7 protein-coding genes are annotated in these 22,897 nt (G+C 47.5%); 1 reads left to right on the top strand and 6 read right to left on the bottom strand.

Annotated features, from left to right (window positions below; genetic code table 11):
- Positions 1 to 51 precede the first annotated feature (51 nt).
- The 6 genes from E0496_RS29175 to E0496_RS37025 all read right to left on the bottom strand — a co-directional run bounded on the left by E0496_RS29175 (position 52) and on the right by E0496_RS37025 (position 22,077).
- Complete coding sequence (locus tag E0496_RS29175; RefSeq protein ID WP_141505359.1) at positions 52 to 3,981, bottom strand: S-layer homology domain-containing protein; 3,930 nt, start codon at positions 3,979 to 3,981, stop codon at positions 52 to 54.
- Positions 3,982 to 4,399: 418 nt separating this feature from the next.
- Positions 4,400 to 18,100 (bottom strand): S-layer homology domain-containing protein, encoded by a 13,701-nt coding sequence (locus tag E0496_RS29170; RefSeq protein ID WP_206669905.1) that lies wholly within the window; start codon positions 18,098 to 18,100, stop codon positions 4,400 to 4,402.
- A gap of 267 nt (positions 18,101 to 18,367) precedes the next feature.
- Positions 18,368 to 18,937, bottom strand: coding sequence for a nitroreductase family protein (locus tag E0496_RS29165; RefSeq protein ID WP_141505355.1), 570 nt, complete (start codon positions 18,935 to 18,937; stop codon positions 18,368 to 18,370).
- 13 nt (positions 18,938 to 18,950) lie between these two features.
- Positions 18,951 to 20,030 (bottom strand): ABC transporter substrate-binding protein, encoded by a 1,080-nt coding sequence (locus E0496_RS29160; protein ID WP_206669904.1) that lies wholly within the window; start codon positions 20,028 to 20,030, stop codon positions 18,951 to 18,953.
- A 53-nt stretch (positions 20,031 to 20,083) separates the two neighbouring features.
- Positions 20,084 to 21,640, bottom strand: a complete 1,557-nt coding sequence (locus E0496_RS29155; RefSeq protein WP_206669903.1) for an AraC family transcriptional regulator — start codon at positions 21,638 to 21,640, stop codon at positions 20,084 to 20,086.
- A gap of 302 nt (positions 21,641 to 21,942) precedes the next feature.
- Positions 21,943 to 22,077, bottom strand: a complete 135-nt coding sequence (locus E0496_RS37025) for a hypothetical protein (RefSeq protein WP_277755894.1) — start codon at positions 22,075 to 22,077, stop codon at positions 21,943 to 21,945.
- Between the two features lie 97 nt (positions 22,078 to 22,174).
- Here E0496_RS37025 and E0496_RS29150 point away from each other — a divergent pair, with 97 nt between their 5' ends.
- Entirely contained in the window at positions 22,175 to 22,804 is a 630-nt protein-coding gene (locus tag E0496_RS29150) for a YfbR-like 5'-deoxynucleotidase (protein WP_141505352.1), read from the top strand.
- Positions 22,805 to 22,897 lie beyond the last annotated feature (93 nt).

The following is a 22,897-nucleotide window of genomic DNA, read 5'->3' as shown; positions in this document are numbered from 1 at the left end:
CAGCCCAGGGCTGCCCATTCTCGTCCACTTATACGATTTTGGCCAAAGCTCTTAACGGGAAATCAGGTTGTAAAGCACCTGCGCAACTTCCGCTCTGCTCGATACGTTGCTCGGCAGAAGCTTGCCATTCGAACCCGAGATTACGCCCGCTTCAACAAGCGCTTTGAACGCTTCACCTGCGTAATCCGCTACTTTTTCAGCATCTGCAAAGCTGGATAGCGAAGCAGATCCTGCTTGTGCTGCCGGAAGCTCATCAAGCACATCCAGAGCGCGGTAGAGCAATGTGAACAGCTCTTGCCGGGAGATCGTCTTGTCTGGCGCAAAGCGGTTTCCTTCAAAACCGTTTGCGATGCCGAGACGTTTTGCCGCTGCTAGATAGCCGGTGTAATACGTATTTCCAGCGTCCGCGAAGTTGCTCTCTCCAGCCTCATCCTGCTCAATACCGTAAGCCTTCAGAAGCAAAACGATGAATTGACCACGAGTAATAGATGCGTTCGGACTGAAATGAGTATCATCCGTTCCGCTCGTGATATCCCGCGCTGCCAAGAAATGAATGGCTGAAGCGTACCAAGATGCGGAAGAAACATCAGAGAAATCAACTTTATTGTAGCCAATAATGTATTGAGAGAAGTGGGCCGTTGAATATTCAACTGCGCCCGTAGACTTATTGTAATGACCTTTAACGACTTGCAGCTCGCCTTCATCAGTCAGATGATAGACGATAATTGCATTCGCATCTTCACCAGCTTGCAGCGTGTACGGCAACGATACAAATACTTTTGAGCCGCCAAACGAGCTAATGTTAGTTTGTCCTGCGAATACCGACAAATCGTATACCGGACGATCGCCCAATACTTCCTTGCCCTCTTCCGTAAGCTCGGATTTGGAGATAATGAAGCTGATATCGCCCGCATCCGTGTTCGTGCTAATTGCCTTTAGTGTGCTTGCATTGAATACAATCGAACCGAAGCCAACGTTGATTTTCAGATCAGCAGTTGTTCCAGCTACAAGCCCGTTGAAAGAAGCTCTCGGAATAGTAACTTGAATATCTCCCTTTTGCTGCGAATCCTCAACTTTAATTTCAAGTGAAGCTTTCTTGCCATCTGCCTCCGCTTGTTTGGCTTTATCGAGCAGAGCAGTCACAATAGAAGCAGAAACTACAGCTACAGCCGTACCTGATTCTTCATTAACGGTTGAAGCGATTGTTGCCACTACAGTGTCACCGGATTGAGTAATGCCTGCCGGTGTTGTAGTGCCGCCACCACCACCGCCACCGATATTGCCACCAGGTGTAGAAGGTGCCACATACTCAGGAACATTAACCGAAACAGCTGAACTTGCCAGCGTGCTTTCCGTCTCTTTGTATCTAACGAGATAGTCGCCTGTAAGCAAACCGCTAATTTCTGAACCGATTACAGCCTGATACGTGGACTGACCAGCGGAGCGATACTCAAGAGCTGAGTTTACTCCTGTGATCTTACCGTTATTTTGCAACGTGCTGGTCGGTGCTACGCCTACAAGCCCTGTAGGTGAAGCAACATTTGCTTTAATGCGAAGCTCAACAGCCGGGCTTGCGCTGAAGTCACCATAAGTGGAGTAACGAACACTATATAGGTCAGGCGTGAGGCCTGTAAGCTTGCCTGCGAGTATTGCCGCTTCCGGCACGGTTACGTAAACGGAACCTTCTTCGCTGCCTTTTTTATATTCCAAAGTGTACTCCGATTGATATTCCTGGCCTGCCGTCAGGCCTTCAATTTGTCCATCATCATTGAGAAGCGTAGATGGATGAACCGCGTTCAATGCCGATGGCTTGCCTAGTTCTTTATAACCGCGAACATAAACGGTTACCGCAGCACTTGGTGCAAATGAAATGCCATTTTCGATTTTCGCTGCTAACCTAATAACATAATCCTTGCCTGGGTCTACGCTAATTTCATCGCTAGTAACGGGTACATAAGCTGATTCTGGCGCTTCTTTCAGCTTATACTCAAGACCAGCAGGAAGAGATTTTTGAACACCGTTTTCGATTCGAACGATTTTCCCTTTGCCCGTTTCTGATTCAGGCGCCAGATCGGACAGATCCGTCGGTGCCGCTTGAAAATCTGGAACGACAATTTCTACAGCTGGACCTGGGGCGTACAAGGTTTCTACTAAAGTTGTGTAAGAGCTGTTTTCTGAATCGAATCCAGGTTTTGCTGCATAACGGATTTCATATACCCCTGGTATCAGATTTGTAATTGCTGTTCCTGACACATTATCATTTTGTTTGTAAGGAACCGGTTTATACCCCTCATCTGCAGCACCTTTCAATCGGTACTCTAATGATTTTGTAGATATAACCTCATTTGTTCCAATCGTAGAAATCTTCGCAATACCTTCAATTTTCGCATCATTGCCGCCTCGTGTTGTCGGAGGCACAGCAGTCAATCCGCTTGGCTTCAATTCTGTTCTTGAGAAGAGCGTTCTCAAGCTGTTGACTTTTAAGCTCTTTGTTGCAGCGTTGCTATTGGTATCACGCCAGTAGCCCATAATTTCCACATGGCCAAGAATTGGCGCCGGATTTCCATTAGCATCTTTGTTTCGGTTGTCGTACACAAACACAAAAGGTGCCTGTACTCTGCTCGCTATGGTTGGCGTTTTGTTCGTTTTAGCGTCAGCATTCTGATAATAGATAATATTATTGCCTGCCTTCGTATTCTCCGAAGAAATATTTTGCAAATAGGTATTAACCAAGTTGGTATATATCGGTGTAATTGCTTGGCTATTATCCCGTGTGTGCAGGAAGTTGCCGCCAGGATCGCCCCAAGCTGGACGTGGGTTTGTCGCATATGCAGGTGCACTGCCGATACCGCCATCAAGCTTGGCATCAAAGTTATACACCTTCTCAACTCCATACTCATTCGCCACTTGGTTTACGTATTTCACAATTCCTTGTGTGTCGCCGCACCAAGCGCAGCCTATAAGAAACACATACGTGCCTTCCGTAGAAAGCATATATTTTAGTTCATCCAGCGTAACCGAATCCAGAACGATTTTAGGATCTTCATTGTTAAAAATGACTGGAGTTACGGTAGTGCTTCCGCCTGTAGGAGCAGATCTAAACTCATTATACGAACCAGAAATATACGATTGGTTCGTCAGGACTTTATACTTCGCGTTTTTTGTGCCCGCAGGCGAAATTTTATCAAACACACTGCGTAGTGCCGTCTTGTAGGACTCTGCTCCGCTGCCGTTTTGCAGAGCGGCAAGGCTTCCTGCACTGCTAATGCCTTCAAGGGAAGCAATGATTGGAGTCGGTTTGCCATCGGCATCCTTATTATTCTTGTTATAGATGAACAAGAACGGGGAATCGACAACATTAACCTCTTGAGTGCCTGGGGAATTATCCCCTGTGTAAGTTACACTAACCTTACCTAAATTTCCAGAAGTAACATCATTTAGGTTAGTCAAATAACGGGCTCCCAAATCAACATAACGCCTAGAAAAATCAGTTCTTTTTTGTTGGTCAGTAACTGTTGCTGCTGCATTAGCTACCGTGCCTCCAGGAAGAATTTCATATGTAGGCTGAGCATTAGCTTTAGTAATATCAACCCAACCATCCGGCCCATCGAGCTTCGTATCGAAGTTCTTGATGGAAGTCACGCCGTACTCCTTAGCCACATCATTGATGTAGCTGATTGCTGCTTGCGTCTCCGGCTGCCACGAACCGCCAAACAAAATAACATAGTTATCATCTGGAGCTGCAGAAGCTCCGTCAGTTGCATTTCTAAGCAAATAGTCAAGCTCGTAATACGTCAGTGTTTCAAAAACATGATCTTTGCCTGCAAGCGATTGGTATCGAGAGCCGAAATAGTCTAGTTTAGTGGCGCTAACCTCAGAGTTGTCAGCCGCGCTTGCACTGACTGCCCCAAAGGCCGGGAAAGCCAATACGGCTGCCAGAAGCAAAGCAATCCACCGCTGGCTTTTTTTTGCTTTTTTCATCTTATACACCTCTACCTATCAGAATAGTTGGAATTACAAATGCAACGAACCATTTTTTACTGACTGTTCTATATCTCTACCTAGAATGCTATGACGCCGCCCCTCCCTGTTATGAATATGAGGATAAAAAAAGAGATTCGTAGTAGGCAGCTTTGCTCCTACAGCGAATCTCTGGTTGTCCAGTAGATGTGTGCTCTTTCATTATCCGACGAAATGATTCGTAATTAATCCCATGAACCCATCATAAAGCGTTATTCTACTTGCTGTCAATGGTTTTTCCTTATTTCACATCGTTTTAGTCGGAATTATTTACTTAAAGTTAAAAAACAGCAAAAACACCCTGTCTCGCCACACAAAGGCGACGAACCTGACAGGGTGTTTTCCTATTTCCTAAATGTTTTGCCTACCATTTCGTTGATTACTTTGCTACATTCGTTACGATCCTGTAAATGAGGTTTCCAAGCCTGTAATAATCTTTAAACTCAGTAAGCACCTTCGTACAAGTCTGGCCTATCATGGTTTTGAGGATATCGATCCCAATTTCGAAGCGATAAACGTCCCATACCGCATCCAAAGCGTCAAAAACATTGTACCCGGAGAGGGCCATAAGAATAATCGCTTTCTTATAGTCCTCTCTTTCGGTACTTCTCAATAGCTTCGTAACCTCAGCTATCTTCACATTGTCGCTCCGCAGCGTAGTTATCGTAACAATAACCGCGATTTCATTATTGCTGAGCAGCTTGCGCTCCACTGAAGACAGAGAGTCGTAAAAAGCTTGCTGCTCACGAGTCGATATCTCTTTAATAATGAGATAGGTCTCGGCTAAATTGTTGGAGTTGGCCATCCGGATTGCGCTGCTTAGCTCAACGAGAGTAATCAGTCCCGAGTCCAGCATTCCCTTAGCAATTTCCTTCAATGACCAGTGCCCGAGCTCCAGCAGATTATATGGAATCCATTGGACACGGGCATTCGTAGCTAGCAGCGCCCGAGTAAGCTCTTCAATTTCCGTAAACCCGCCATCATACAGATATTTAGAGATGTAATATAAACTATTCCCGTAACTATTCAACGCAATCGCCATATCGCTGGATGAAACGCCCAGTTGTTTCAAAATCGAGATCGCATTGTTATCCCAATTGAATGTGTATCTCAGATACTCCCTAACGGAATAACCGTTTTTATGCACCCAATACAGCTGATCTTCAAGAGTTCGGCCTCTCATAAAACTCAGAGCTTCCACCGCGTTATAACCGTACTCCTTCAATAGATCGAGAATGGCATCTTCCCGTACATTGTATTGATTCAATACGTTCAAAATGTCTCTGCCGGCATATCCGCGGCTTTTCATTGCCTTAGCAACCTCGACCAAAGAAACATTCGGCAAAGCCAGCTTGACGGTAGTTAAAATGCGGTAAGCGTAGCTTGTACTATTGACGTAACCGTTTTGTTTCAGTACGTCGATGATATCTCCCGCTTGCGTATAACCAAGCTTCACGAACATCGTCGATTGTTCCTCTACCGTAGTTCCGGTCCCTCTACCGCTCGTAAAGAACATGTAGAAGGCTCTAATAATGCTGGACCGGTCAAAGCCGAGAGTGAGCAACGTGTCGGTCAAGTAACCGGACTGGTCAGGCCCCAATAGGTTTTGACGCTCAAGCTCGGTTGTAATGCCAATTACATCGGTTCCATTTGCCTTCATGCGGGCGAGATAAGTGAGCAATGGATTGCCACCGAATACTTCGCCAACAGCTATGCGAACCTTATCCTGCGGAATCAACGTTCCCGGGATGAGTTCCATTACAGCTGCAGCATCCAACTGGAACAGCAGCTTCATAGCGAGTACGATATCCGCTACAGTAAATTTGTCTTTCATAAACCGAACGACATTAAGTGGAACAAAGGCGGTTGTCGCTGGGAAAATATCCTCCAATACCCGCAGATTTGTGTTGGTGTAGTAGACAGCTACAATAGCAAGCCCGATCGCTTCCGATTTAAAATAAGGAGAAAGCAGTTCCGTCACTGCACCCGAATCTAGCTTGTAATCAAATCTTAAATACTGGACGATTTCCTTAACCTCATAACCAGCCTCTTTGAGAAAAACAACCGCGCCTTGGGCTGTCGTAACCCCTTTTAGCTTAAGCACGTCTTTAATAATCGTTACCGGCGTAACAGCCTCTTCATATACTTTACTCAGCGCCAGTTGAATGGCCGTTTCTTGATATGCAGAAAGTCCCTGAAGAATAGCAAGCGTCTCTTCTCTCGTCTTGCCATACTGCTCCTTGCTTGCCTTAGCGATGTCCTCCATGCGGTATCCTGCATGCAGCAGCAGCTCTGCCATAGCTCCAGCAGATGTCACTCCGCTTGCTTTAATCGCTTCGATTAAGGAACCGTTCACTGACTGTCCATAAACGGTGATTACGCTGTTTAGAATGACATCCAGTCCAAATAGCTGACTGTTAATAAGCAATGTAGCGGCTTCGCCGGCTGTTTTGCCATAAAACTCTTTTAATACGCGTACTATCTCCATCATTGGTACGCCAGATTCCCACAAGTAAGGAATAGCCGCTGACGCGTCCTTAATTCCTCCTTCTTCCAAACGTTGCAGCGTCGTTGACTCAGAAGACTGCCCATAAACGGCTGCTACCGTCACTTCAATGACCTTCTCGTTGTCCGCTTGGAGAGCATTCAGTACCCCCAACGTTTTTTCTGCCCCAAATCCAAAGTAATCCTTGGCTGCCCCCACAATATCGTTCAAGGTATAGCCCATTCCCCGCAAGAAAGGTACAGCCGCTTCTAATGTATTGATTTGGTTTCTCTTGAGCAGGCTGGATAAGCTTTCATCAATTGGCTTGCCGTAAACTTCATATACTGTCGCAACAAGTTCATTAAATGAATAAACGTTTGTTTCGGAGAGAACACCTAATGTTTCTCCTGCCGTCATGCGGTAATAGTCCTTCGCAATTCGGATAATATCTCGTAAGCTATAGGTCAACCTGAGCTGCGGAATCGCATCCGACAACTGGCCAATGCCTAGGTCGATCATAGCTTGAATCGTAACCTGCTCTAACGTCAAGCCGTACACAGCAGAAACTTCCGCCAATATCCGGCTCTCCTCCTCGACTGCATGATCCTTTAAAGCCAATACCGTCTGCGAGGAATCTAGATGATAATAATCTTTCCCTACCTGAATCATATCCCGGAGGCTAAACCTCATTTTTCTAAGGTAAGGCACAGCGTCAACAAACGTTACGAGGTGCTGCACCTCAAGGGCGTCGATAATGCTAGCGTTCTGGGAGCTGCCGTAAATCGTCGATACAGCGGATACTACATCAGACTGCCTATACCTTCCCGTATTCATCAGCGCTTGCAGAGCAGCCCCTGAAGAAATGCCGTAACCGTCCTTCGCCATTCGCACCATTGAAACCAGACTGAATTGCGCCTTATAAGCAAGTTCGATTCCGATGGGGAAGGAAGCTGTACCTTCTGCAGCCTGCCGCTGGTACATCGTTAACTCGGCCGATTGCCCGTATACCGAAGCTACTGCCTGAATGAGCACATGGCTTGATGACAAGTATACCGTTGATAAGCGAAGCGCGATTTCACCAGCCGATTGATTAAAATGGCCTTTGGCAACACTTACGATATCCTTAACCGGGAATCCCGCGGCATAAAGGTAATGAACCGCTGCTCCAATCGTCGTAATGCCTTGCTGCTCCAACGCGCCTGCAACCGTTTCATCCAGTCCTTGACCGTATAAGGAGGCCAGTCCGAGCAGAATATTATCGATATCGTTTGGATATTCTTTAGCAAGCAAAAATGAAGCTTCGCTGGAAGTAAGATGATAATAATCCTTCAAACTATTTGCCACAACAGCTAGCGAATAACCGCTCGTTCTAAGGAATGCAATGCCGTCTTTAGGCTCCTTGCTGGACGAAGCGTCCAATAGCTCGGCGATGGTTACTTGTTCTTGTCCGTATAAGGCTTGCAAAATGCCTATGGTCGTCTTCAAGTTCCCCAATCTCCGAGTATGAATGAGAAGCCCTTCCATTACTTCTTCTTTCGTATATCCGCCTTTAATCAATGCTGGCCCAACTTTACCTGAGTCAAAATAAGACGGATAAAGCGCGCCCAGCGTGTTGATGACAGATATAGCTGTCGCTCCCTGCTCCTTCAGCACTTTGATCCAGATCGTCATGGGATCTCCGCCATAAGCGGAAGCAATGGCAGAGCTTACTTCTTCCGGTGTATAAGCGCTAAGCAAAAGCGTCGATGCTTCGGAAGACTCCAAGCCATACTCTGTTCTCAGCACTAATGCAATATCCCTTATTGGATATGGAGCAAGGCGTGTAATCATTTGCCCAATCGTTGGAGGTAAAGCTGTTTGTTTGAAATAGGCAGCAACCTCACTCGCTGCTATGCCTTGTCGGCTGAACGCCCCAATCCATTCGGACCAGCCCCGTACTTCGAATGCCTCTGCGATTTCTACGAAGGTGTACCCCGAGTTTTTCAGTGCCGCGGTCAAATAAGGCAATCCATTCGCCCGGACCCCGCCCGTTGGGTACAGATTGATCGTCCCTTCAATAATGTCACCTAGCGTATAAAGACTAGAGAGACTCATCGCTACGGTTACTTCTTGTATTGACGTTCCTGGGAACAAATATTGCGAATCCTTGACAACCGTCGATACTTGGCAAGGACATTTAAAATAATCAAATGCTGATGTTCTCTCAAGCTCAACCCACTGCTGCAGCGTCAAACCTAACTGAGCTTTTAGAGCCTGTCCGATTACGAGCTTCTCCCAGCTTTTGATGCTTGTAAGCGAACGGGCCATAGTAGTGGCATCCACACTCACCGTCTCATCACCGGCAAAAGCCGAACGAAGCGCATTCAGTACGTCTACTGCTTCAAAGCGGTCATAGCTGCGGTAAATGACTTCCACCGCATCCTCCAGCGTGAAGGATGAACCTCCTCGAATAGCGGCATTTCGAATCGTGCTTAATCCTTGTGCGGTAGACATCCCGGACTGTCGCAGCAGCGTCAAAGCTTCCGAGCGGCTGCTGGCCAGTCGATTATTCAGAAAGTAAGCCGTAAGTTCCGCAGGATCATATCCGGCGTGGATCAACGACAATAGCATCGTCTTTCTTTGTGCACCTGAAACGGCCGGATACAACACACTGATGGTAGTCGACAATTCCGCCCCAAAGCCTTGCCGAAGCAATTGTGCCCTGCTCTCCATGTCATACCCATGATCGGCAAATCCTTTCATAGCCTCTATTAAGCCAGCCACTTCGGACCCCCATGCGCTCAGTAAGGCACTTGCAATATCAACGTTTTCGTATCCCCCGCTCTTCATAGCGCCAACGAAAACAGCCGCTCCATCACCAGAGGCTTGAATGCCTTTGGCTACCTCCGCTGTGGAGACATCTTCCTCCAGCATGGCCTTGGCTGTTTCTTGCTTGCCGAAGGAGCTTCTAAGAATAGCATACGCTTGCGCCGCGTCGAATCCTGCGCCCAAGTAGGTCTGAACCGCCTCATTGGCATCGCTGAACGAATACAAGTCTCGCAGCGCAACCCCTATTTCGTTAGCTGGATAACCGGCACCTCCAAGAAGCTTCGCGTTATCCACGCTATTTGCCGCATAAGCATCCTTAATAACAACGGCAGTTTCCACTGCCGTAAACTTCGCGGCTGCTATAGCTTCAACAGTGCTCGCGTTCGATAAGCCATAAATAAATTGAATAGCTTTCCTAATTTCGCTCAAGCTGTACTTGCCAAGCTTCAATGCTGCAGTGGCGCTGGCAGCCTGCTCCGCATACGTATAGCGCAGGACATAGGCGACAGCATCAGCCGTTACCCCTGCCACTTTAAATGGTGCCACTAGTTCCCGCGTCTGATACCCTTTGTTTCGAAGTGGAAGTGCAATATCTTCCGCTTCATAACCAGCCGAGATGAAATCTGGAATCAGAAGAACATAGCTGGCGTTATAGCCTGAACCGCTTAAAGCTTGAAACAACGTAGGTGCATCTGCGCTAATCTCATAGAACAGGCGGATGAATTCACTCCATGCCAAACCGTACTCACTCTTGACCGCCTTCGCATAATTAGCCACAGTAAATCCCGCTTGCCGGAGCAGCCTTAATGACTCTAGCGCAGTCTTGCCATAATCAATCCGCAATACATGTACAGGATAGACGGCATCATACTGGCTGGAATAACTTTGAAGAAAGCCCTCCAGCGTGGCTACATTAGCTACCTGATATTCTCCAAAAGTAGCTAAAAAAGTCTGATTGACCGCCTTAACCCGGTTGTTACCGCTATAAGCGATAGCTACGGTCGAAGTGGAGCTAATCACTGCCCCGCTGCTGCTCCAAGTCAGCTCAATTTTCGTTGCATCGGCGGTTAGCCTTGTCATAACCCCGCTTTGCCATTGATTATTAATTTTCACAGAAAACGTAGATCCAGAATTAACAGCGGCAAGCGGCTTATCAAAGGTCAGCGTAATGGCCTTTCCATTCTCACTAGATACCGCCTCGACCAGCTCGGGAGGGGTGCTCACGTTGCTGATTATCATTTCGGGCCCCAAGTCATACCCGTCCTTGCTTAAGCGAAGCTTAAACTCCTTGTTATACCCGATATATTCAGTAATCGAATAGGTTTGCCCAAAGTCCGGTGTCGAACTTGAGGTCGGACGATACCAAACTGCGGTACCATTATGCATTTCGATATTCAAATTCGGTACCGGAGCGCTAAGCACCAGATTAAACCCGTTCTCGTTTACGCGTACAAAGGATACGGTGATAAAAAACGGCACATACACCCCTTTTAGATTTGCTTGCCCTTCAAAGATATAGCCTTGCTTGCTAAACGATACCGTGTACTTTTTCCCTTCAGCCACATTCGCATTAATTAAAAATGACCCTGCCTCTTCACCAGCAACGACTCCGGTGACTGCGAACTCCGTTCCGTCCTCCGACAAGAGCGTAATATCTTCTGGCTGCAGATCCTTCGGACCCGCTCCAACGAAAGTGACCTTCAATCCGCTTCTGGTAGCAGCCAAACTTCTCGGATACTCCGTTATAGGCACATAAACATCAAGCGGCCCTACTACCACACGTTCCGGTATTTGAACGATCAGCTTGTATTTCACACCTGCAGAAAGCGGAGCAATGATGTTATAGATTCGTCCTGCATTCGGTGCATTGGCATTATTCGAATTTGGATTCGTAAGCTGGAAGCCAATTACTCGTCCTTGGTCATCCTGCAGGGTAAGCCAGGCACGATCCAGATTAGCAATCACTTTGCTTAGTTCCAATGTGAAACCGTTGGTCGTTATTTGAGCTGCCGCCAATTGAATAGGCACTTGTGCTTCTGGCACAGGCGCAGCCGGTACAAGAATCGGCAGTCCGCTGCCGAATGCGTATCCACTCTTCATTAAAGTCAGACTGTATGCCGCTCCATCTTGGAGCAGAGCATGTACCGCATATTGGTTGCCGTCGTTCACGGCTGTTGCGGAAACGATCGTAACCACAACGCCTTGGCTATTACGCAAGCTAAAGTCACTTATATTCAGGCCTGGAACAGCAGAATCCAGCTGTACTTCAAAACCTTCCTTGCTGACTTCAGTTATGGATGGATTTATTGGTACCGGTACAAAAGCGCTCAATGCCGCTCCAAAATCATATCCGCCCGCCATCATGGTCAGTTTGTACGTTTTTCCACCTTCGAGCGCTGCGGATAACGTATACGTTCTTCCACCGTTATGGGTTGTTGCTGTTTTTATAACTACCAAGCCGCCTTGGGAATCCTTTAACGCAAAGCTGCCCAAGGTCAGTCCACTTAATCCTGGTGCAAAGGAAACGACAAGTCCCGTTTCGGTCGCGCTTTCCACCGTCCCGATCATTGCACTCGGCAGCAATGCCGACAATTTTTGTCCAAAATCATATCCGGCTTTGCTTAGCGCAAAGGAATACGTTTTGCCCCCCTGATAAGAGGCTTTAATCCGATAGGTTAGTCCGTTATCATCCGACACGACCGAAGCTGCGGTAAGCTGATTGCCATCCTCGTCCGTGATGACAACATGGCCAGCGTCCAAGTCCGATACGGCAGGGCTAAGGCCAATGACAATTTCCGAAGCGCCTGAACTCAGAACTGCAGCATTTGCGATGATTGGGACATCAACGACGATCGGTTTGCCAAAATCATAGCCCGCTTTGGTCGGAACGATCGTGTACTGCTCAGCCCCCCAAAACTCAGCTTCAATAAGGTAACTATTTCCCCCATCGCTCGTTGTTGCAGTAGTAATTGCTTTTTTTCCTCCGTCCGCGCGTTTAAGCTGGAAATCACTTAATCGCAAGTGAGGTACGGCCTGATTCAAATTCAGAATAAAAGCTTGATTGTTCCCGCTTATCATCCCGCCAAAACTTATCCCAATGGAGCGAATAGAGAAGGATAACGGATCACCATAATCGTAGCCCATTTTGGAAATGAGCACAGAATACACCTTATCAGGGACAAGTGTGGCGCCAAGCTCGTACGAATAACCGCCGTCGTGTGATACATTCGTGCGAATGGCAATCTTTGCCCCGTTCTCGTCGAATAGATGAATATCCGAAGTCGATAGCATCGTTTGTTCCGCAAAGTGTAAGGTGACTTGCGAAACACTGGCTTGCACAGAAGCGATAGACCGCGAGTTCAATGTAATCTTGTCGAGCGTCGAGAATTGGTAACCCTCTTTGTCGACACTGGCCGTATAAGTCATTCCTCCTTTTAAAGGAACTGTAACGGTATAGCTTGCTCCCTCATCGTTCGTCTGAATGGATTGTATCGCAAGTGTATTGCCGTTATTGTCTTTAACCTTCACGTCTGCGAGCTGAAGATCCGGAACCGACGGGAAGAAATAAACGGTGAAGCCCTGCTGTGACTGGCGAATAAGTACCGCGTCAACGCGAACCTTTAATCCAACCGATAGCGGATAGCCAAAGTCATACCCCGGATAGGAAACAACAAGGCTGTATGTCTCGGACACATTAAAATTCCCATTAAGGGAATAACTTGCTCCTCCTTCGTATTGAAGCGTAAATCCGACTGGCTGGCCTTTACTGTCTGTCAGCTTAAAATTGTCGCCCGTCATATCCGTAATAATCGGATAGACATCAACAACCATTTTCGCTGCCGTCGTGCCTATCAATCGAACTGAGCCTACTGCAGGGGTATCCACCTTTACGGGTGCCGCCAGCATAAATTCATTGCGTTTCAATTCCAATAAGTACTTTGCACTAAATATGGAAGATACTACTACCGTATAGGTCAAGCCCTGATCTTTTGTGGATAAGGAGTATTCCGTGAATGGAATCTGTTGTCCGTCTGGGCCCCGAAGAATAATTTCGGCAGGCTTCAAATCAGTAACTTTTTCGCTAAAGCTGAGTTTGAAGCTATCCTTCTTCATCTCGGATACGGAAGCGGTAATCAACTTAGTTAAGACAAACGATACCGGCTCGAAACGTTGATAAGTTAAATCAGGTTTGACTAGAACAGTATAGGCTTTGCTAGCAGTCAGCGCTGCTCCCAATACATAGCTGCTTCCGGAATCGGTTGTTACGGCAGAAGCTACGGTTATAATCTCCCCTTGAGCCCCCCGAATGACGAAATTTTGCTTCCCAAGTCCGGGAACAGGAGTATCAAAATGTACGGTAACACCCGCAACCGAAGATCTAGTAACAGTTGCCGCGGAAGGTACCTTGAAGGCTAGATGGCTAAACGAATAACCTTCTAATTCAATATCGAAAACGTAGGTTTGTCCACGCGTCAAAGCAAAAGTACCGCCGAAAGACATCTCAAAGCTTTTCCCATCGGCAGACATCGCAAGCGTACCTGGATGATAGCGATTTCCTTGCTCATCCTTCACCGCAAGGCCCTGTCCGTACTCCATTTGTCTGAGTGGCGTGGAGAAAGTGACGGATATGGCTCCGTCTTTCGAAACGTCCGTAATGATTCCAGTGACGAATTGATTGACGTAAAACGTTACTGGTCCGCTAAACTTTGCGTAATCCTTAAGGAAGGCAATCGTATAGTCACGACCACTGATCAGATTCACGCTGACATGATAGGACAAACCGCCATTGGTAGTTGTCAGCGCCAATCCAGTAACCGGATTGCCCTGATTATCAGTCAATTGAATATGAGCCGGCAGTAAGCCCGGAACCGCTTGTTCAAATACCAGATCAAAGCCGCTCATGGCTGTATTGCTGATGGTCGTTTGCCCTGCGTCGATCGTCTCTCCCGCTTCAAACTCAATGCCTTGTGCAGGAAGATGGCCAGAAAGACTCAGGTTATAGCTGCCGCCAGGCAAGTCGGCCTTTAATCGGTAGGTAAGACCGCCATCGGTTGTCACAGCGTCTTGCACCGTCACCTGCTCCCCCGTACTCTTGCGGGTCAGAAGAAATTGTCCTGGCAATAAGCCGGCAATGGCGTAGCTGAGCTTGACTCGAAGTCCCTTATCAACGACCTGGTCTGCCGAGATTGTGGTGACGACAGGAACGTGAATGTTATAAATCGTCTGGTCCATGGTCGCGCTGACCTTCATTACATAATCACCAGGAGCCAGATTAGCATCTATTCGATAGCTCCAACCCCCATCACTTGTCAAGACAGATCGCAGTGTCACGTTGCTTCCATCTGCCCTCTTGAGAACAAAGCCATGGGTTGGATCTATGATAGCGGGAGGATTAAGAACAAAAGTGAATCCGGCATAGGATATGTCCGTAATGGTATTTTTCTCTGCTAGAGTCACCGACTTACGAACCCCAAAGTCGTAGCCCTCACGTTTCACGCTAATAAAATAAGGTTTTCCCCTTAAGCCATTATAGGAAACAATATAAAATCTTTGCTGAGGGTCCCATAAGACATTTGTAATGGCTACCGCATTGCCCGATGCATCTACAACTTTAAAATGATTCGCAGTCATATCGGTTAGATTCGGGTTAAGCCCCACCATAACATTGTTCGGGCCGACGCCCGAATACCAAGGGTTAATCGTTGTCCGAACAATACTTGCAGTATCTCCGAAATCATACCCCTCGCTGCTCACTTTAAGGGTTACAGGCTGATACTGCATGGCTGCTGATTCAACGAAATAACTGCTGCCATTATCCGATGTGGAGACATTATCTATAACAATAGGAACGCCGCTTGTATTCGCCAGATAAAACGCGTCTGTGGTTAATCCCGGAACAGGTACACTGAAGTGCACGATAATACCTTTATTAGATTGCTCATATACGGTTTGTTTTTCTACCGTTATTTTCTCTGGAATGACGAGCGTGCCAACCGTATATCGGTCATCGTCAACATCAATCCGGTAACGATAGCTTCCCGTCTCCGTGAACTTAGCCGAAATGGTGGCAGAGCGCCCATCCGCATTCGTCTGAACCGAAGAGACAGCAAGCGGCTTCCCTTCTTCATCCTCAATCGTGATTAACGCATGAGCCAAATCAACCACATCGTTTGGAAAATTCAACTGAAAGGCTTGGCGGTTGACCCAGTCTACGTTCGACAGAATGGAGGACGGTTCAACTTTTAAGACAACTTCGCCGTTAAACTCGTAACCTTCTACATCGAGTGATAAGGAGTAAGATTCCCCTTTGGTCAGAGAGGAATAGACTTCAAACTCTTTGCCCACGGAAACCGCGCTCAGCATGTTAATGCCTACGTCCGATCCGGCGTCATCCTTCAATACAAAGCTTAGAGCATCAATTCCTGGAACTGCCCGATCCAGCTCCAGCATAAAGCCCGCGGTCGAGATTCTGCTAACGGCAGCATGAACCGAAATATTGCCACGTGGTGCAACGGTAACCGCAAGGGCTGCGCCAAAGCTATATCCAGTTCTCCGAATCGTTAGCGTGTACGTCTCTCCTTCAAGCAAATCCGCTTTAACGGCATAGGTCGTTCCGCCATTTTCTGCAATAACATCTGTCAATCCAATTACAGCACCTACAGCGTCTACCAACGTTAGATTAGTTTCCGTTAAGTCTGTGACCGGAGTATCCAGCGTAATCATAAAGCCTGCTGCACTAACCACAGATACGGAGGCGTTCACAGGGATGACCTCAGGATCGGTTATTGGAATGAACACCGGCACTGCGCCGCCAAAATCGTATCCGCTTTGGACAACCGATAACGAATAGGTTTCACCCTCGGTAAGTGCCGCTTCAAAAGCATAAGAACTGCCTTCCGCACCCTCTGTTATCGCTAGGATAGCAACGCTTTCGTTCCCATGTTTTAGCGTAAATGCAGCGTTAGCCAAATGAGCAACCGCTGGACTTAACGATAATGAGAACCCTGCGGCGCTAGTTCCATATACCGATGCAGTAACGGATACCGTAGGCTGCTCAGTAAGCGGGAATTGAAACCCAATATCATCACCAAACCGGAAACCGGTTTTGGTAATCGTCAGCGTATAAGACTCACCCTCCGTAAGAGCGGCTGAAATAAAGTAAGAGCTGCCTCCGCTCAGCGTAGCGACAGAAGTAACCGCTATGCTGCTGTTTGTTGAATTTTTTAATGTTAGATTAGTGACGGCAAGCCCCGGTACTGGCGTGCTGAACGCGAGCCTGAATCCCATCACACCTGCTTGTCCGGCAGTCGCGGTGACCGCTATATCCACCGGGTCGGTTGGACTTGTTGGATCAGTTGGACCCGTTGGTCCACCAGGTGAGCCAGTTCCTCCGGCAGCTCCTCCAGACAAGCCACCCTTATCCGTTACTTCTTTATGTATGGGTTCCTTCTCAAAGGTAACTCCTGGCGAATCAACGAGAGCATTCTCAATCGTTCCTTTGCCCTTCACGCTCGCAGCCCCATGCAGTTCCATGTTGGTAATGCTGACGCCTTCCGCGAGAGTGATGGTCGAGCCATTGACTTGTCCAACTACCGTCAATTTCGCTATTGATCCTGAAGCAACCGTAAGCTGAACGTCGCTTTTCACTTCGACTTGACTAAACTTCCCTGACAAAATGACATCGCCGGATGCGGAGATGCTAATTCCTTTGATTCCACTGTCTTCGGTTATAGAAGATTCAATAATTGCAGCGGTCTGAACGTCCATTTGACTGATCACTGTCGTGCCTCCGACAACGACCCTAACCTGCCCATCAATTTTTTCGACTACGACGCTCCCAAGCTGGGAATCATCAATATGAATGCTATGCTCACCGCCACCGTTAATTAACGTGGTTCCAAGCACCTTCACTCCCTTTAGAAAAACGTCACCTTCACCAACGTCCTTCCCAATGGTGAGACTCCCCTTAATGGTCACATTGCGAAGTGTTGTACCCGGAGCTTGAATAATGACGTCACCGGCAATCTCTAAATTCCCTTGTGACGGACCCCATGTGCCGCCAGTTTCAAGAATCTTAGCACGGGCAATCAAGCCATCCTCTGATCTTGTCGATTGCTTTAGCACCCGATCCAGCATGCTGACGGCCTCCGCACGTGTCATCGGCTGAAGTGGACGAATCGTGCCATCCGTAAGACCACTCATATAACCCGCTTCAATGATCGCTTCCAATGGATTGCGTCCGTAGCTCGGAACGCTCGCCTGATCCTTGAACCCGCTAAGCCTTTCTTCCCCCTCCTTGCCAATTACCGGCACAAGCCGCGACAGGACAACGGCTGCTTCCACTCGGCTCAGTTTTTGGTTAGGACGAAATGTGCCATCAGCATAGCCTTGAATATATCCGGCACCCGACGCTGCTTGAACTTGTGCAGCGTACCATGCTGTCGGTGCTACATCCGTAAACTGGCTATCTCCCGCACCCTTAAAAACAAACAAGCGGTTGACCAGCGTTACATATTCAATCCGGCTTAGAGCCTGATTCGGCTTAAAGGTGCCATCCTCAAACCCTTCAATTAAGCCCTGTCCCGCCCATTCCCTCACCGTCTTCTCGGCCCAATGCCCCGATAAATCCGAGAACGAGCCTGTAATCGGAGCCGGAACCATGGATGCTGCGAAGGCTTGTTCACTCGCGTTACCCAGTCCGGGAGCGATAAGGCCAACAACCAAGCTTGCAATCATGATCCACCTCAGCAGCAAGCCCCGGAATTTCCTGACTTCTTTTTTCCTCACCATAATTTCCCCTTTCATTTTGCCAATCGGTTTAAGAGATAACTCTTTATTTGATAGAGCCCGAATTCGGCAGCGTTAGTGACCCTTAGGCTTAAGTCTAATGACCTACGATAAAAGAATAATAAAAGATTTCCACGAAAAACGACAAAAACCGCGCAGCCACAAGGCTTCGCGGTCTTCATGACCTGTCAAAAATATTTATCGTTCGCCCTTTATAGTCTGTCAAACACAAATAAGTGCGCACCCTTATGGGTGCGCACAATATTTTCAATCGCCAATTAGCGTCAACAGCTCCCGCGCTGGTGTACGAGGTTTTGGATCAAGCTTTACTTCCGGATCAAAATACCCCAGATGCAGCGTGCCGACAACCTTCTCCTCAGACGTTACGCCGACTGCTGCCAAGAATTCAGGGTTTTCATTATAAGGACTTGTTTTCCATACGACTCCAATGCCTTGCTCCCACGCCAACAGTTGAATGTTCTGAATTAGCGCAGCGGTTGCTGCGAAAGCTTCCTCCCATGCCTTCTCTGGCAAGTTGGCCTTCATAACGACAATAAGATGCGCGGGTGTTTGGCTACAGTAAGCCTCAAGCATTTGCGAACCGTGCTTCGCCACAAATTCCGGCGGCTTGGTACTCATTACCGCCTCTGCGAACGCCCGTCTCCCATCACCCACAAACAGGATGAATCTCCAGGGCTCTTTCTTCGAATGGAATGGTGCCCACACTGCATTCTCGAGCAGCGTAAGGAGCAATTCCTTCGATACTGGAGCGCCATTAAACTCCTGAATGGTTCTTCTCTCCCGTATCGTCTCTATGATATTGTTCAATCTATTCATAGCCGATTAACCTTTAGGGCTGGAGCGAGAATGCAGCAGCAACCTCGTCGATAACCTTGCTAAGGCCGATAGGTCCAAAACCCGCAAACCAAAGATTCGCATCCCCGATGTAGACTTTGTCATTTTTCACAGCGTTCAAATAGGACCAAATCGAAGTATCCATAATATTGTCCAGCGCCAGCTTGTTAGCATCACCAGGGCGAAGAATAACAAACATACGGTCCGGATTCAGCTCCGGCAGTACCTCCGCTGAAATAGGAACGTTCCATGAATCCTTAAAATCGATACCCTCCACGGATGCCGGCGTTAAACCTAACGCTCCAAACAAGGTGAAATTATCACTAGGCTGAATCAACTGCAATTGTTTATCCTGTACCCGCATAAATGCCACTGTTTCATCCGGCGCTTCGGCAGCTAGCCGACCATGAACATCGGTAACCTTCGTGTTGTACTCTGCCTGAATGCGGTCCGCTTCGGCTTCCATACCGAAGACAGCTGCTGTTTCGCGGAATCGTTCCCAATTCCCTTCATTCTCATTGTCAAAAAGAATCGTAGGCGCAATTTTGGACAACTCGTCGTAATTGGCTTCGTTCAATGTCTTGGACGCCAGAATAAGATCGGGTTCCGCTTGAAGCAATGCTTCAAAATTCGGAGCTTCTCCAGAGCCGATGACCAGCGTATCCTTCATCTGATCTGCTAAATATTCAGGAAATCCAAGGTCATTGTAAGTAACCATAGCATGAGGCTCAATGCCGAGCGCAAGCAGGTGATCCGCGAAAACATAAAGCATGCCCGCTACTTTCTTCGGATGTGCCGGCACCTCCACGTCTCCCTTAACCGTAGTAATGATCCGTGTTTCCGCTTCGGATGTGGTTGGAGAAGCATGACTAGTTGAATTGCTCGACGAATCCGTCTGTTCTGAAATGGAACCATTTGTAGTGCCTCCAGAAATCCCGTTTGCCCCACAACCAGCTAATAAACCTACAAGCAGCATAACCGAGAGAACGACGGTCCCCCGTCTAATAAACGGTGAGAAAAAATAATTGTTCGACAACACTTGCCACACGCCTTCCAATGTGATTTTGATAATCATTATCATTGTTTATTATAGGCAGACTCTGCTTGTAACGCCATGGACGTCCATGCTCATAACATGGACGTTTGGCTCATGAACAATTCGGTCGTCCGGCGTAGAAACAAATCATGAGATAAAGACGTGTAACAGGAATAGCTGCGGGATGCACCGAGGTCATAGGTGTGGCCATTGCGTACGGCTTTAAGTTCTCGCCACACCGAATGAGAGGCCAGTGAACGCCGGAGCGCCTCGCGCTGCTGGACTTCATCGGCAGTGAACAAAATAAGATGATCAATATCATACTCGGCCAGCTGCTCTACCGTCAGCATTTGGGAATGGGAGACTTCGGCTAATTGCTTTGGCATCATCAACTGCAGATCTCGATAGAGGACGGTCCCGAGATTGCGACTTCCAAACAATTGGAAACGTCCGCCCTGGAATTGAGCTACCGCCACCGTCTGGCCGTCGACTCTCTCTCTTATAGCAGCACGTGAGCGTTCGGCGAGCGTTTCATACTGCTCCAGCCACAACTCCGCTGCCTGATCCCGATTGACTGCTCTCCCAATCATACGCAGATGGTCGCGCCATTCCCCCTGGAAGGAAACCGTACAGGTTGGAGCGATATGCCGAAATAGATCCGCCTTGTCAGGTTCTGCATAGTCAGTGCGTTCAAAGCCAATGATAAGCTCCGGACGTGCAATCAGGAGTCGATCAAGCTCTGGCTGGCCATGGCCAACCTCCAACGTATCGCGCAATCCAGCAGTTGGCTCTTGAGACGGGTTAACCAACGCCGCATAAGGCTGCACGCCCAGCGCTAGCAGATGACCGGTATAAGGAATGGCAGCGGAAGCAATGCGTGAGGATGTCCGGTGCTTCTTCATATATACAGTGGGGGAAAATCCAGTGATCGCTTTAAATTTTCGGCTAAAATAAAACTCGTCTTGATATCCGACCCGATGTGCCGTTTCCCGAATCGTACGCTCAGCGCCGAGCAGTAAATCGCCAGCATGGGCAATACGGACTTCGTTCAAATACTCCATCGGCCCTTGTCCAACGTCCCGCTTGAACAGCCTGGCATAGTGAGCAACACTCATCCCCGCCATCGATGCCAAATTTTCGCGTGTAAGGTCGTGTTGGAAATGGGCTTCAATATGTGCTTTGGATAGCTGAATTCTCTCGCGGACATGATCGAATTGAGGCTGCGGTTCCAGCTCCGCCCGTTTAAGTACAGCTAGCAGCAGCTCTTGAAAACGGATATTTGCCTCCATTCGATCCCATCGATCACCGTTCCAACCGTTTGATATGCTGCGGGCGAGCACGGTTGCTTCCTGCAATGTCATCGCCTGATGAATGATGGATACCTCTGTCTCGCAACAGAGCTTGCCATCTTCTCCTACCACATAGATGTCATATGAAAATTGATCAAATTCAAGCGGCTGGCTGCCCCATGCTCTGAATTCCCACTCGGTTCCCGGCGGAAGGAGCAGCACATGAGCAGGATGCACCACTAACTTTTTACTTTTAACATCCATCTCTCCGCTGCCATTTGAAATAACCAGAAGCTTATGCTGCTCGGACAGCTGAAGCTCAGGCTCCATAGAGGCTGTAGTAAACGTTTGTGTGTCCAAGAGCGTAAATCGTCTGTCCGATTGCCTCATTTTGTTTGTCCGCTCCTTTCATTACGCTGGCTTTCATCTATTTAAATCTAAGCCTTTCCTAAATCTTAGAAAAGATTTTGTTTAGTACCAGGTGAAACGTCTGTTGCCGTCCTTTGGCGGCACTAATTGATATTCATTCTCATTCAAGAGCATAGCTTAATTATACCCGTTTTTCAACTGCTCACGCCTTCTTCTATATCGTACTGAACACAAAGGCACGCCTTGTAAAAATCCGCACCCTGAAATTTTGTTCATTCATTTATATCAACGTGTCAACCGCAAACTATTGACCCTCCGCCAATAGTTAAAGAATGCTCTTTAGCTGGGTAAACTACGATAACTAAGGCGATAATTTCAATATTTTGTAGGCGCCGTTTACCACCTTTAAAAGGAATTCCAATTTTCATATATTACCTTCTTAAATTAATCGTCCCTTAACAAACAAGCTTTATACTACCTGTAATGCATCACAACCTATATCTAATCCGGAAAGGAACTACATGCATGGGAATTCATACGTACTTTCAATCATTAAACGATCTTGAACGCATTATTCGTTGTCCTGGGAAGTTTAAGTTCGAAGAGCACAGCGTATCCGCTCATTCTTGGAAAGTTGTACAGTACGCCAAAACCTTGGCAGATATTGAAGAAAGCAATGGCGTCACGATTGATTGGAAGAAGCTTTACGAAATTACGAGCAGCCATGATTATGGCGAAATATTTATTGGCGATATTAAAACGCCGGTTAAGCACTACTCCTTAGAACTGCGCGGCATGCTGCAGCAAGTAGAAGAAGGCATGATTGCACTTTTTATAGAGGAAAATATTCCAGAAGAGCTCAAGCCAATTTTCCGCAGACAACTCCGTGAGGGCAAAGATGATTCCGTTGAAGGGCTCATTCTGGAAGTCGCCGATAAATTGGATCAAGTGTACGAAGCACTTACTGAGTTGCAACGGGGAAATACAGAGAAGGAATTTGTTATTATGTACCGCGAAGCGCTTGTCAAAATCAAAAAAATAAAGCTGCATTGCGTAGATTATTTTCTAAAACATATTTTACCTGACATCGTTAAGGAAAGCTCCAATTGCCCCGTTGATATCCAAAAGATTACGAAGGAAGCTTTAGAGCTATAACTATCTTCAGCCTCTATACCCCTCATTCAAACCTCTGCATCCGATTGCCGCATGATATTCAGCATAAATTGCTGCATGGCAGCAGCCTTCCGT

Origin of the sequence: Paenibacillus luteus, from assembly GCF_006542765.1 — a bacterium.
GTDB lineage: Bacteria > Bacillota > Bacilli > Paenibacillales > Paenibacillaceae > Pristimantibacillus > Pristimantibacillus luteus.
The sequence above is the reverse complement of the archived record's forward strand: the minus strand, read 5'-3'. Positions and strand labels throughout refer to the sequence as shown.

Excerpts from the sequence above, each read along its gene's own strand:
- E0496_RS29175 (WP_141505359.1), bottom strand. The coding sequence starts at position 3,981 with ATGAAAAAAGCAAAAAAAAGCCAGCGGTGGATTGCTTTGCTTCTGGCA.
- E0496_RS29165 (WP_141505355.1), bottom strand. The coding sequence starts at position 18,937 with ATGAATAGATTGAACAATATCATAGAGACGATACGGGAGAGAAGAACC.
- E0496_RS29160 (WP_206669904.1), bottom strand. The coding sequence starts at position 20,030 with ATGATTATCAAAATCACATTGGAAGGCGTGTGGCAAGTGTTGTCGAAC.
- E0496_RS37025 (WP_277755894.1), bottom strand. The coding sequence starts at position 22,077 with ATGAAAATTGGAATTCCTTTTAAAGGTGGTAAACGGCGCCTACAAAAT.
- E0496_RS29150 (WP_141505352.1), top strand. The coding sequence starts at position 22,175 with ATGGGAATTCATACGTACTTTCAATCATTAAACGATCTTGAACGCATT.